The following is a 12,149-nucleotide window of genomic DNA, read 5'->3' on the forward strand; positions in this document are numbered from 1 at the left end:
CGAACAGGCCGGTGCAGGCTCACACAAGGCCCACCCCATGCCCCCTATCCCGTACTGGCGCCTGTCCAGCTTCTACCTCTGTTACTTCGCCCTGCTCGGCGCCACCGCGCCGTTCCTGGCGCTGTACTTCGACCACCTGGGCTTCTCCCCGGCACGCATCGGCGAGCTGGTGGCCATCCCCATGCTGATGCGCTGCGTGGCGCCCAACCTGTGGGGCTGGCTGGGCGATCGCAGCGGCCAGCGCCTGTTGATCGTGCGTCTGGGCGCCTTGTCGACCCTGGCGGCCTTCTCGCTGATCTTCCTCGGCAAGAGCTACGCCTGGCTGGCGCTGGTGATGGCCCTGCATGCGTTCTTCTGGCACGCGGTGCTGCCACAGTTCGAGGTGATCACCCTGGCCCACTTGCACGGCCAGACCGCTCGCTACAGCCAGGTGCGGCTATGGGGCTCGATCGGTTTCATCCTTACCGTGGTCGGCCTGGGCCGATTGTTCGAATGGCTGAGCCTGGACATCTACCCGCTGGCCCTGGTGATCATCATGGCCGGTATCGTCGCCGCCAGCCTGTGGGTGCCCAACGCGCAGCCCCCGGAGCATGCCCAGCGCCGAGGGGCCGGAGGCTTCCTCGGGCAGGTGCGGGCGCCTGGGGTGCTGGCGTTCTACGCTTGCGTGGCGCTGATGCAACTGAGCCACGGGCCGTACTACACCTTCCTTACCTTGCACCTGGAGCACCTGGGCTATAGCCGCGGTGCGATCGGCCTGCTGTGGGCACTGGGGGTGGTGGCTGAGGTGCTGGTGTTCATGGCCATGAGCCGCATCCTCGCGCGTTTTTCCGTGCGCCAGGTGCTGCTGGCGAGTTTCCTGCTGGCCGCCGTGCGCTGGCTGCTGCTGGGCAACCTGGCGCAGGTGCCGGCGCTGCTGGTGTTCGCCCAGGTGCTGCATGCCGCGACCTTCGGTTGCTTCCACGCCGCCAGCATCGCCTTCGTCCAGGCCAGTTTCGGCGCCCGCCAGCAAGGCCAGGGCCAGGCGCTGTACGCGGCGCTGTCGGGCACCGGCGGCGCGCTGGGCGCGTTGTATTCGGGCTACAGCTGGAAACTGCTGGGCCCGCACTTCACCTTTGGTATGGCCAGCGTCGCGGCGTTGGCCGCAGCCGTTATCATTGCCCTTTGTCTTAACCAAAGCAGGAATGACCCCTGATGAGCATCCTCAGCGTATTCGACCCGTCCAGCCCGGAACTGCCGCACAAGGTGCTGACCCACCACGACGACATTGCCGCGACCCTGGCCGAGCAGGGCGTGCGCTTTGGCCGCTGGCAATCCGGCGCGCGCCTGCGCCCCGGTAGCGGCGCCCAGGACGTGCTGGATGCCTGCCGCGTAGCGTTGGACCAGTTGATGACCGCGCATGGCAGCGCCAGCTTCGCTGTGTTCAGCCGTGACGGCGAGGCACCGAGCGAGGCCGACCTGCGCGATGAGCATGTGCATGACAGCGAGGAAGTGTTCGCCGTGATCAGCGGTCGTGGCCAGGTCAGCCTGCGCCTGGGTGGCTTCGTCTACGCGGTGCTGTGCGAGAAGGACGACCTGCTGGTGGTGCCTGCGGGCACCCGCCGCTGGCTGGACCTGGGCGACAACCCGTTCTGCCTGGCGTTGCGCCTGTTCGCCAGCGAACAAGGCGTGCAGCCACGTTTTACCGGCGATGCCGCTGCTCGGCAGTTCCTGGGGCTCGACGAGCTCTGAGGGAAATGGCTCGCGGGGCGCGCCCTCACCACGCAGTCCGTTGGTGGAGAGGGCGCGCCCCGCGAAGGGGGACCGCGATCAGCGGTAGGTCGGCAGGGCGAAGCGCTGCTGGCTCTGCAACCTCGAGATCACGGGCAGTTCGCTGGCCTGCTCGGCCAGGTCGCGGCGGATGGCACTGATTGCCCAGGACAGCTGTTCGGCACTGTGCAGCTGTGCGTACGACAGCACGCGGCGGGTCACCACGCCGTCGGCGGCGCGCAGGGTCAGCAGGATGCCGCCGTCCGGGCGGGATTGAGTGGCGACCTGGTAGGCGGCGAACACCGAGGCGAATTTTTCCTGGATGAGGTCCATATCAACTCCTGACTGTTGTGTGGGCAGACGTGGGTTGAGTGTTGCAGCGACCGTGCCAGGCTTTCTTGTATTTAAAACCCTTTAAAATCAATTAGTTACATTAAGTTTAGTGTGATGGTGTATTGCATTCTGCATGGTCGTGCATTTTGCGCAGTGCAATTTGCACGGCGATAGGCTGGCTCTCTGCCGCCCATAGAATCTGAACCTTTGACCCTTGGGGGCTGCCTGACCAACACTGGGCCCCACGCCATTACCAGGAGGTTCCCGATGTCCGACCAACAGCCCACCCCCATGACCGCCGAGGAATCCGCCGCTTTTGCCGAGGAAGTCTTCGAACGCGCTCGTCGCGGCGATGCGCCAATGCTGGCGCGCCTGCTCAGCGGTGGCCTGCCGGCCGACCTGCGTAACCACAAGGGCGATACCCTGCTGATGCTGGCCAGCTACCACGGCCATCATGACGCCGTGCGGGTATTGCTCGAACAGGGCGCCGACCCGCTGATTGCCAACGACAACGGCCAGTTGCCCATCGCTGGTGCCGCCTTCAAGGGCGACCTGGCAATGATCCGCTTGCTGCTCGAACACGGTGTGCCGGTGGACGCCGCCGCCGCCGATGGCCGCACGGCGCTGATGCTGGCGGCCATGTTCAACCGCCTGGAGATCATCGACTACCTGCTGGCCCAGGGCGCCGACCCTAGCCACCGCGATGCCGCCGGCGCCACCGCGCTGATGGCCGCCCGCACCATGGGCGCGGTGGATGCCGCCAACCGCCTCGAGGCGCAGGTCGGCTAACGGCCGGGGGGCGTTTGCGGCTATCCTTGGCGCCTTTTACGCCATTGCGCAGGGCCCCCAATGAAAGACCAGTTGCTCGAACTCATCCGCCTCGTCGGCGCCGGCTGCATGCGCGACGAAGACATCGAGCGCATCGCCGACGAAGCCGCCCAGGCCTACGCCGACCCCGCCGCCTTCCTCGCCGCCAACCCGGACATCAACTACGACGACAGCTTCCCGTTCGCCCTGGGCGAATGGGTGGTGGTCGGCAGCTTGCCCGATACCGTGCTGTTCCAGGCCGATAGCTACCAGGATCTGTTCCAGCAGATCAGCGACTCGTTCGACAAGAGCGTGCCGTTCACCCTCAAGCCCAAGCAGCTGGCGCGTACCGAGGCGCTGACCGCGCTCAACCGCATCCAGGTGCAGATGGGCGCGTTGAACAAGGAGGCCGGTGGCTATGTGCTGCTGAACTTCAGCCAGTTGCTCGACGATGAGCTGCAGATGGTGATGGTCGGCCAGCACGACCTGGCCCGGGTGCTGGAGCTGGGCGAGGCGCTGGGGATCAAGGTGGAACCGGCGCTGGAGGCGCTGAAGGTGGCGGTGCACGTCTGAACTTGATGTTGGGTTCTTCGCGGGTACACCCCACACAGTGACCGCGCCGACCTCAGGGCATGCACCACACCTGTGGGACCGCGCTAGCTTTAGCAGTTGAGCAAGACAGTTGCTCCCACAGGGATCTGGCGATGCTCGATAGGGAGCGGGTTTACCCGCGAAGGGCATCGTAGGCCTTCAACCCAGCGCGGTATCGAGGAACATCATCACCGCGAAGCCGCCCATCAGGCCCAGGGTCGCCGCGGTCTGGTGGCCGTTGCGGTGGGTTTCCGGGATCACCTCGTGGGATACCACGAAGATCATCGCCCCCGCCGCCAGGCCCATGCTGATCGGGTAGGCGAGGGCAAAGCCGGTGGAAATCCCCAGGCCGATCACGGCGCCCAGTGGCTCCATCAACCCGGAGCCGATTGCCACCAGGGCCGCCTTGAAGTTCGACAGCCCGGTCGCGCGCAGGGCCAGGGCCACGGCCAGGCCTTCGGGGATGTCCTGGATGGCGATGGCGCTGGTCAGCGGCAGGCCGATATTCAGGTCGCCATTGGCGAAGCTCACGCCGATGGCCATGCCTTCCGGCAGGTTGTGCAGGGTGATCGCCAGCACGAACAGCCAGACCCGGCTCAGGCGCTCCGCCTCCGGGCCGCAGGGGCCGGTGCTTTCATGCTCGTGCGGGGTGAAGCGGTCGAGGCCGAGCATCAGCAGCACGCCCAGGCCCATGCCCAGCACCACGGTGAAGGCCGCCGCCGGACCGTTGCCGGTGATCTCCCGGGCGGCATCCAGGCCCGGCAGGATCAGCGAAAACGAACTGGCGGCGAGCATCATGCCGGCGGCGAAGCCCAGCATCACATCCTGGGTGCGGGCGTTGATATCGCGCAGGATCACCGCCAGCACCGCGCCCAGGGCGGTGGCGCCAAAGCCGGAGAGGCCGCCGAGCATGGCCAGGTGCAGGTTGTCGGCATGGTCGCCATTGACCGCGTTCCAGATGCTGGCCAGCAGCAGGGCGATGATCGCCAGCAGGCTCAGGGCCAGGCCGGCACTGAGCCAGGGCGTGTCCAGCGCCTGTTGCCGCCAGGCGCTGAGCAGGGAGACGGGGGCAGGGCTGTGGGCGTGGGCAGGGGGCATGCGGACCTCAGGACAATGAATGACAGCAGTCTAGCCAGTGACCGGCGCGCCTGGCCAAGGATTCCCTTCTATCGTGGTCATAGACGGCTATGCTGTGCCCAGGCACATCGCACGGGAGTGGCGACATGGGTTCCACCTTCAATGGTCTGGTCGGGCTGATCATCCTCGCCCTGGACATCTGGGCAGTCCTCAACGTGCTCAAAAGCAACGCCGAGATTGGCATCAAGGTGCTGTGGATCCTGTTGATCGTGCTGCTGCCGGTGCTGGGGCTGATCATCTGGGCGATAGCCGGGCCGCGCGGCAATATCCGCATCTGAGTGGCGCGACAGCGGGTTCGTTGCCGCGTGCCCGCGTCACGCCCGCGCTGAAAAGCTGCTCTCGACAAAATTTTCACACTCGATTTTTGAAAATTCGCGCCGCACAATGCGGCCTTGGTCCCGCGGCCCCCTTGGCGGCCCGGACGCCGAGGCTGTAGGCGATCTCGCCTTCCCGCAAACCGCAATCCTAGGACCTCTCCATTCATGGCTAACACGGACGCCTTGAAGCAACAGGGCGTGCGAGGCTCGTTCTCGCCGACCCTGAAATCCCACCTGGCCTACACGCTGCTCAGCGGCCTGGTGATCATGCTGATGCTCAGCCTGGTGCGCCTGGCGCTGCTGGTCTACAACAGCGACATGATCGGCGAAACCCCCTACGCCACGGTCGCCGAGGGCTTCCTCAACGGCCTGCGCTTCGACCTGCGCGTGGCGGTGTACATCAGTATTCCGCTGTTGCTGGCGCTGCTCAGCCCCTGGCTGATGGCGCGTCGCGGCCTGTTCCGCTTCTGGCTGACCCTCTCCTCGAGCGTGGTGATGTTCCTCGGCCTGATGGAGATGGACTTCTACCGCGAGTTCCACCAGCGCCTGAACGGCCTGGTGTTCCAGTACATCAAGGAAGACCCCAAGACCGTGCTGAGCATGCTCTGGTACGGCTTCCCGGTGGTGCGCTACCTGCTGGCCTGGCTGTTCGGCACTTGGCTGCTGAGCCTGCTGTTCAAGGGCATCGACCGCCTGACCCGTGGCAACGGCGCCGCCCAGGTTGCGGGCAGCGCCAAGGTCGCGCCCTGGTACGGCCGCCTGGCGGTGTTCATGGTGGTCCTGCTGGTGGCGGTGGTCGCCGCCCGCGGCACCCTGCGCCAGGGCCCGCCCATGCGCTGGGGCGATGCCTTCACCACCGAGTCGAACTTCGTCAACCAGCTCGGCCTGAACGGCACCCTGACCCTGATCGACGCGGCCAAGAGCCGCTTTGGCGAGGACCGCGCCAACATCTGGAAGCCGGTGCTCGAGCAGCCGCTAGCCACCCAGACCGTGCGCGAGCAGCTGCTGACCGCCAACGACACCCTGGTCGATGCCGACGAAGCCGCGGTGCGCCGTGATTTCCTGCCGCCGGCGGCCAATACCCTGCCGATCAAGAATGTCGTGGTGATCCTGATGGAGAGCTTCGCCGGTCACTCGGTGGGCGCCCTGGGCAGCGATGCCAACATCACCCCGTACTTCGACAAGCTGGCCAAGGAAGGCCTGCTGTTCGACCGTTTCTTCTCCAACGGCACCCATACCCACCAGGGCATGTTCGCCACCATGGCCTGCTTCCCCAACCTGCCAGGCTTCGAATACCTGATGCAGACCCCGGAAGGCGGTCACAAGCTGTCTGGCCTGCCAGCGCTGCTCAGTGCCCGCGACTACGACGACGTCTACGTCTACAACGGTGACTTCGCCTGGGACAACCAGTCCGGCTTCTTCGGCAACCAGGGCATGACCACCTTCATCGGCCGCAACGACTTCGTCAACCCGGTGTTCTCCGACCCGACCTGGGGCGTGTCCGACCAGGACATGTTCGACCGCGGCAACGAGGAGCTGGCCAAGCACGATGGCAAGAAGCCGATCTACGCGCTGCTGCAGACCCTCTCCAACCACACCCCGTACGCGCTGCCCAAGGACCTGCCGGTGGAGAAGGTCACCGGCCACGGTCGCCTCGACGAGCACCTGACCGCCATGCGCTACTCCGACTGGGCGTTGGGCCAGTTCTTCGAGAAGGCGCGCAAGGAGCCGTACTTCAAGGACACCTTGTTCGTCATCGTCGGCGACCACGGCTTTGGCAACAACCAGCAGATCACCGAGTTCGACCTGGGCCGCTTCCATGTGCCGCTGCTGCTGATCGCCCCGGGCATCCAGGAGAAGTTCGGCGCGCTCAACCATACCGTGGGCACCCAGGTCGACATCGTGCCGACCATCATGGGCCGCCTCGGCGGGCAGACCCGTCACCAGTGCTGGGGGCGTGACCTGCTCAACCTGCCGGCGGGCGACCCGGGCGAGGGCATGATCAAGCCGTCGGGCAGCGAGCAGGTGGTTGGCTTCCTGCAGGGCGATCGGATTCTCATCGAATCCAAGGAGATGACCCCGCGCATGTACCGCTACCAGCTCGGCCGCGAGCCCAAGGGCGAACTGATCGAGAGCCCTGACCAGGCGCAGATGCTGCAGAAGCTCGAGGCGTTCATCCAGACCGCGACCAAGAGCCTGCTGGACAACACTGCCGGTGTCGTCCACGGCACGCCGAAGTAGGCCAGCCGCTTGCACTGAACAAGCCCGCCGTTGACCGGCGGGCTTTTTTCATGCGGTTTCATGTGCGCGGCTGAACATCGCCCAGCGTCCATGGTCCTAGTACGGAGTGTCATTCACCGTTTCCAGCGAGGGCTGATCGATGAAAGCATGGGAAGTCCGCTACGCCGACCAGAAGGGCGAACCGCAAACCCTGCTGCTCAGTGCCGAGCAGCGCCCCAGCGAGGAAGACGCGGCGCGGGCGATACGCTCGCGCCTGTTCCCGCTGATGGATGAGCTGGACCTCAACGACTTCCAGGACCGCAGTTATTCTCCCACGGCGCGCTGGCTCAAGGAGCAGAACGGCGTGATCATCACCACCATCGACGAAGCGCCCTGAAGGGCGGGTCTGGCGTATTGCCTGCATCGGCACTACGCTGCAACAAGGCGTCGGTCTTCTCTGCGGGCCGCTGCCGTTTTCATTCGCGTCTCGCAATCCGCTCGTAATGTCAGGCATGACCTTGTTGCCAGGCAGGTGCGTTGTGCACGGAAAGTCTATCCATTGCTTTGCAGGAGGACGTTTCATGAGCAGCTCGAACGACGATATCAGCAGCAGCGTCCTGCGCCAGATGAAAGCTGGCGGCTTCGACTTCACCCGCATCCATCCCATCGAGTTCTATGCCGTGTTCCCCGACGAATCCGGCGCGCGCCGGGCGGCGGGGCAGTTTCGCGGCGAATCCCTCAACGCCCAGGTGAGCGAGCGTGACGACGGCGCCTGGCACCTGGAGCTGAGCAAGGTCATGTATGCCACCCATGGCGGCATCGGCGCCTTCGAGCAGGCCTTCGATCGTGTCGTCTCGCCCTATGGCGGCGAGGTCGAGGGCTGGGGCGTCAAGCAGGAGCGGCCGATCGCCTAGCGGGCCCAGCTCTTATGGCTGGGCCTTGCGCCCGGCCATATGCCTCAGGTAGGCCAGCAAGGCATCGAGCTCCTGTTCATTCAGCACCTGGGCGGCAAACCCGGGCATCCGTGCCTGCGGCCAATGCCGCAGGCTCTGCGGGTCGCGGATGTACTGGCGGAGAAAGGCCGGCTGGAAGTACTCGGTCGGGTTGTGCGGCAGGTTCAGGTCCGGGCCGAATTGCGCATCGCCCGCGCCATTGAGCCGATGGCAGGCCAGGCAGTTCTGCTGGAACAGGGCGAAGCCTTGGCGTACCGGGCTGTCCGCGGCCAGCGCCGGGTCGGGCAGCAGGGCGGGAAAGCGCGTCTCGACCGGCGGCAGGCGGCGAATCGTGGCGATCTGAAACGGCCATTGCTCGGGGCGAATGCCGCTGGCCTGAGGGTTGCGCCACACCAGGTAGAACGGCCCGGCCCCGGGCTTGCCCTTGGCCAGGGGCGGCCAGGGCTGCTTGGGGTCCTCGATGGCCAGCCAGGCCTGGGCCTGGGTTGGGTCCATCTGCAGCAGGGGGCTGGCGGGCATTTCCGCAGCGAAGCCATCCAGCGCCACGGCTTGCAGGTGATCACCCGGCTGCACGCCCTCGAGCAAGGCGGCCAGGGGAACGGCGCGGTAATGCATGGCGCGCTTGTAGGCGACGTCCTGCTCCACGCTGAGATCGCGAGCTTGCGGGTGCGTTAGCAGTTGCTCGCTTTGCCAGTGGCGGGTGCCCGTGCTGAGCTCCAGGGTCAGTTGCGCCGCCGACGATGGCAGGGCAAGCAGCAGGCAGAGCAGGGTAAGACACAGGCGCATGGGCGATCTCCAACCGTCAGGGCTGGCAGATTACCTGCGCAGAGGCGGCCACGGCCACTGGCGTTTCAGCCGAACAACCGCGAGAGGTTGGGCAGGATCAGCAGCAGCGTCGTGGCGAAGAGAATGAGCCCGGCTTGGCGTACTTTCGATTGTCTGAACATGGCGGACCGCCTTCATTGTTGTTATTCCTGAATAACCCTTGGCTTCCTTGTCGCGCGTCGGGTCGATCGCAGTGGCCTGCTGAAGCGCCGAACCTGCTTGCCTCATGTAGGTGGATATACAACCAACAGTAGGGCCCGCGTCATCCCTGATTCAGAACCCTTTGTTCTAAGCAAACACTGGCAAATTGCCGAATGCTTAAAGGCCACTGGCCACTCCGCTGGCGCACTTGGGCTAGACGAGTGCGCGCCCAGGGTTACCAAGGGTTACAGGGCCTACCGTCCGTCCGGATATCCTACTTGCTTGTACTGGTTTTTCGCGTCAGTCTCTACAGCAAATCCCACCCACATGTCGTTCAGGACTACCCCTATGTCGTTACGCATCTGCATCCTTGAAACCGATGTCCTGCGTCCGGAGTTGGTCGCGCAGTACCAGGGCTACGGCAGGATGTTCGAGCAGCTGTTCTCGCGCCAGCCGATCGCCGCCGAGTTTGACGTGTACAACGTGATGAACGGCGAATATCCGGCCGCGGGCGAGCGCTTCGATGCGTACCTGGTGACCGGCAGCAAGGCCGACTCGTTCGGCGACGATCCCTGGATCCAGACCCTCAAGGCGTACCTGCTCAAGCTCTACGAGCGGGGCGAGAAGCTGTTGGGCGTGTGCTTCGGCCACCAGTTGCTGGCCCTGACCCTGGGCGGCAAGGCCGAGCGCGCCGACAAGGGCTGGGGCGTGGGGATTCACCGCTACAGCCTGGCCGCCCACGCGCCATGGATGGACCCGCAGGTGTCCGAGCTGACCCTGTTGATCAGCCACCAGGATCAGGTCACGCAATTGCCCGAGGGCGCCACGGTGATTGCTTCCAGCGACTTCTGCCCCAACGCCGCCTACCACATTCGCGACCAGGTGCTGTGCTTCCAGGGGCATCCGGAGTTCGTCCACGACTACTCGCGGGCGCTGCTCGATGCGCGGCAGGCATCATTGGGCAACGAGGTCTACGAGAAGGCCGTGGCCAGCCTGGCTACCGAGCACCAGGGGGACTTGGTGGGGGAGTGGATGTTGCGCTTCGTCCAGCAACCCAAGGCCAACGCCTGACCTAAGCCGTTTTGCGGTGGTCCGACAAGCCAGCGCTGTGACAGCGGGCTTGTCGGGCCGCCGCGAACACCGGCGCAGCCGGTGCCAGGCCCCGCCCCTACAGCCAGCCCGAGCGCTTGAAACTGTAGTACAGCCCCGAACAGCCCAGCCCGATCACCCCCAGCACGGCGAAGTAGCCGTAGTGCCAGCCCAGCTCGGGCATGTTCTGGAAGTTCATCCCATAGATCCCGGCAATTGCCGTGGGAAAGGCCAGGATCGCCGCCCAGGCCGCGAACTTGCGTTGGGTGATGCTCTGCCGCGAGGCCTCCAGCAGCATGCCGATCTCGATGGTCTGGCTGGCGATGTCGCGAATCCCGGCGAGGTCTTCCATCTGCCGGGTCACGTGGATCTGCACATCGCGAAAATACGGGCGCATGTTCTTGTCGATGAACGGGAAGCTCAGGCGTTGCAGTTCTTCGCTGACTTCGACCATCGGCGCTACATAGCGGCGCAGGCGCAGGATGTCGCGGCGCAGGCTGTGCAGGCGCTGGATGTCCTCCTCTTGGAGCGAGTTGCTCAGTACGCTCTGCTCCAGTTCCTCGATCTCGCCATGGATGGCTTCGCTGACCGGCTGGTAGTTCTCGGTGACGAAGTCGAGCAGGGCGTACAGCACGAAGTCCTCGCCATGCTCGAGCAGCAATGGCCGCGCTTCGCAGCGCTGGCGCACCAGGGCGTAGGATTTCGAATGGCCGTTGCGGCAGGTGATGATGTAGCCGTTGCCGGCGAAGATGTGGGTCTCGATGAATTCGAGCTTGCCTTCGTGGCGCACAGGGGAATAGGTGACGATGAACAGCGCGTCACCGAAGGTTTCCAGCTTCGGCCGGCTGTGTTTCTCCAGGGCATCCTCGATGGCCAGTTCGTGCAGGCCGAACTGGCGCTGCAGGTTGGCCAGTTCCTCGGCGTTGGGCTCTTCCAGGCCGATCCAGACGAAATGCCCAGGCTTGCGGGCCCATTCGGCGCCTTCGTCGATATTGATAGTGGTGACTTTTCTGCCGGCGCTGTACACCGCCGCCGCGACGACTCGACCCATGGTTGTCCGCTTGTCTGGTTGAACACCCAGACAGCTTGGTCTGTGTCGCGGCGCGGAGCAACCGCCTGCACGTGAAGAATTGCGCGCAGGCGCGCGGCGTCAGTGCTGCGCCAGCTCGGTTTCCATATGGTCGATGCAATGCTGCATCTGGCTACGGCACTGTTCGATCAGCGCCGGCAGGTCCTGTTGGCTCAGGCCGGCGGTGGCGATTGGCGCCAGCGAGCGGACGATCACAGTGCGTTGGCGCCAGCTGTTCAGGCCCAGGCGCTGTGAATAGCGGCTGACGCACACCGGCACGATCGGCACGCCGGCTTCGATCGCCATGTGGAAGGCGCCTTTCTTGAATGCCAGCAACTGCTCGCCGGGGTTGCGGGTGCCCTCGGGGAAGATCCAGATCGAGGTGTCGTCGCGCAGGGTCCGGGTGGTGGCCTGCATGGCCTTGCGTGCCTGGTAGGCGTTCTTGCGGTCCACCAGCACATTGCCGCCGAGCCAGAACAGCTGGCCGAACAGCGGGATCCAGCCCAGGCTTTTCTTGCCGATGGCCACGGTACGACGCGGCACGACCTGGCCGAGGATGAACAGGTCGTAGTTGGATTGATGGTTGGCGATGATCACGCAGCCGGGCGGCTGGTCCCACAGCGGGCCGACCTCGGCCTTGACCTTGATACGCATGAACCAGGCGGCGGGCACGCTGTACAGGCGCGCGAACAGGCGGCTGTTGTCGGGATTGAACGGACGCAGCAGGCCGATCACCAGGCCGACGGCACCGACGAAGAGGAAGTGCAGCGCCAGCAGGAGCATGCGAAGCAGATAGAGCATGGTACGACTCACACCAGACAGTCGCCGCGCAGTGTACGGGTGTGCACTGGCCGGGGCAAACCTTGGTGTGGCCTATGGGCGTGGCCATGGCTTTTTGTAGGAGCGGCAAGGCCGCTCCTA

General features: G+C 65.1%; 14 protein-coding genes. 9 read left to right on the plus strand and 5 right to left on the minus strand.

Annotated features, from left to right (window positions below; translation table 11 throughout):
- Positions 1–37: 37 nt before the first annotated feature.
- Together HU772_RS07100 and HU772_RS07105 are read left to right on the plus strand one after the other, a co-directional pair.
- Positions 38–1,192, plus strand: a complete 1,155-nt coding sequence (locus HU772_RS07100; RefSeq protein ID WP_186656074.1) for an MFS transporter — start codon at positions 38–40, stop codon at positions 1,190–1,192.
- Positions 1,192–1,728, plus strand: a complete 537-nt coding sequence (locus HU772_RS07105) for an oxidase (protein ID WP_186656077.1) — start codon at positions 1,192–1,194, stop codon at positions 1,726–1,728. The genes HU772_RS07100 and HU772_RS07105 overlap by 1 nt, the downstream gene beginning before the upstream one ends.
- A gap of 78 nt (positions 1,729–1,806) precedes the next feature.
- On the opposite strand, the gene HU772_RS07110 is transcribed toward HU772_RS07105, so the two are convergent.
- Positions 1,807–2,079: a DUF3509 domain-containing protein gene (locus HU772_RS07110; protein WP_186656080.1), complete on the minus strand. Its 273-nt coding sequence runs from the start codon at positions 2,077–2,079 to the stop codon at positions 1,807–1,809.
- A gap of 267 nt (positions 2,080–2,346) precedes the next feature.
- Between HU772_RS07110 and HU772_RS07115 the strand changes: the two genes are divergently transcribed.
- Positions 2,347–2,868 (plus strand): ankyrin repeat domain-containing protein, encoded by a 522-nt coding sequence (locus tag HU772_RS07115; RefSeq protein WP_186656084.1) that lies wholly within the window; start codon positions 2,347–2,349, stop codon positions 2,866–2,868.
- A 60-nt stretch (positions 2,869–2,928) separates the two neighbouring features.
- Positions 2,929–3,459: a hypothetical protein gene (locus HU772_RS07120; protein ID WP_186656086.1), complete on the plus strand. Its 531-nt coding sequence runs from the start codon at positions 2,929–2,931 to the stop codon at positions 3,457–3,459.
- Positions 3,460–3,636: 177 nt separating this feature from the next.
- Here the strand turns inward: HU772_RS07120 and HU772_RS07125 are convergent, their stop codons facing one another.
- Complete coding sequence (locus HU772_RS07125; RefSeq protein WP_186656089.1) at positions 3,637–4,575, minus strand: ZIP family metal transporter; 939 nt, start codon at positions 4,573–4,575, stop codon at positions 3,637–3,639.
- A 125-nt stretch (positions 4,576–4,700) separates the two neighbouring features.
- On the opposite strand from HU772_RS07125, the gene HU772_RS07130 reads away from it, so the two are divergent.
- The 4 genes from HU772_RS07130 (at position 4,701) to HU772_RS07145 (ending at position 8,065) form a co-directional block, all read left to right on the plus strand.
- A complete protein-coding gene (locus HU772_RS07130; RefSeq protein WP_186656092.1) occupies positions 4,701–4,892 on the plus strand; it encodes a PLDc N-terminal domain-containing protein in 192 nt (63 codons plus the stop codon).
- Positions 4,893–5,096: 204 nt separating this feature from the next.
- Positions 5,097–7,172 carry an LTA synthase family protein gene (locus HU772_RS07135; protein ID WP_186656101.1) on the plus strand — a complete coding sequence of 692 codons (2,076 nt, stop codon included), beginning with the start codon at positions 5,097–5,099 and terminating at the stop codon, positions 7,170–7,172.
- A gap of 139 nt (positions 7,173–7,311) precedes the next feature.
- Positions 7,312–7,548 carry a hypothetical protein gene (locus HU772_RS07140; protein WP_186656104.1) on the plus strand — a complete coding sequence of 79 codons (237 nt, stop codon included), beginning with the start codon at positions 7,312–7,314 and terminating at the stop codon, positions 7,546–7,548.
- 184 nt (positions 7,549–7,732) lie between these two features.
- The gene (locus HU772_RS07145) at positions 7,733–8,065 is read left to right on the plus strand and encodes a ribonuclease E inhibitor RraB (protein WP_186656107.1); all 333 of its coding nucleotides are present in this window, start codon (positions 7,733–7,735) and stop codon (positions 8,063–8,065) included.
- A 12-nt stretch (positions 8,066–8,077) separates the two neighbouring features.
- Here HU772_RS07145 and HU772_RS07150 read toward each other — a convergent pair whose 3' ends face one another.
- Entirely contained in the window at positions 8,078–8,890 is an 813-nt protein-coding gene (locus tag HU772_RS07150; protein WP_186656109.1) for a cytochrome c, read from the minus strand.
- Positions 8,891–9,418: 528 nt separating this feature from the next.
- On the opposite strand from HU772_RS07150, the gene HU772_RS07155 reads away from it, so the two are divergent.
- A complete protein-coding gene (locus tag HU772_RS07155) occupies positions 9,419–10,141 on the plus strand; it encodes an amidotransferase (RefSeq protein WP_186656111.1) in 723 nt (240 codons plus the stop codon).
- A 97-nt stretch (positions 10,142–10,238) separates the two neighbouring features.
- Here HU772_RS07155 and HU772_RS07160 read toward each other — a convergent pair whose 3' ends face one another.
- Positions 10,239–11,210: a magnesium and cobalt transport protein CorA gene (locus HU772_RS07160; RefSeq protein WP_186656113.1), complete on the minus strand. Its 972-nt coding sequence runs from the start codon at positions 11,208–11,210 to the stop codon at positions 10,239–10,241.
- 99 nt (positions 11,211–11,309) lie between these two features.
- Positions 11,310–12,029 carry a lysophospholipid acyltransferase family protein gene (locus HU772_RS07165; RefSeq protein WP_186656115.1) on the minus strand — a complete coding sequence of 240 codons (720 nt, stop codon included), beginning with the start codon at positions 12,027–12,029 and terminating at the stop codon, positions 11,310–11,312.
- Positions 12,030–12,149: the final 120 nt, after the last annotated feature.

The organism is Pseudomonas xantholysinigenes, from assembly GCF_014268885.2.
Lineage (GTDB): Bacteria > Pseudomonadota > Gammaproteobacteria > Pseudomonadales > Pseudomonadaceae > Aquipseudomonas > Aquipseudomonas xantholysinigenes.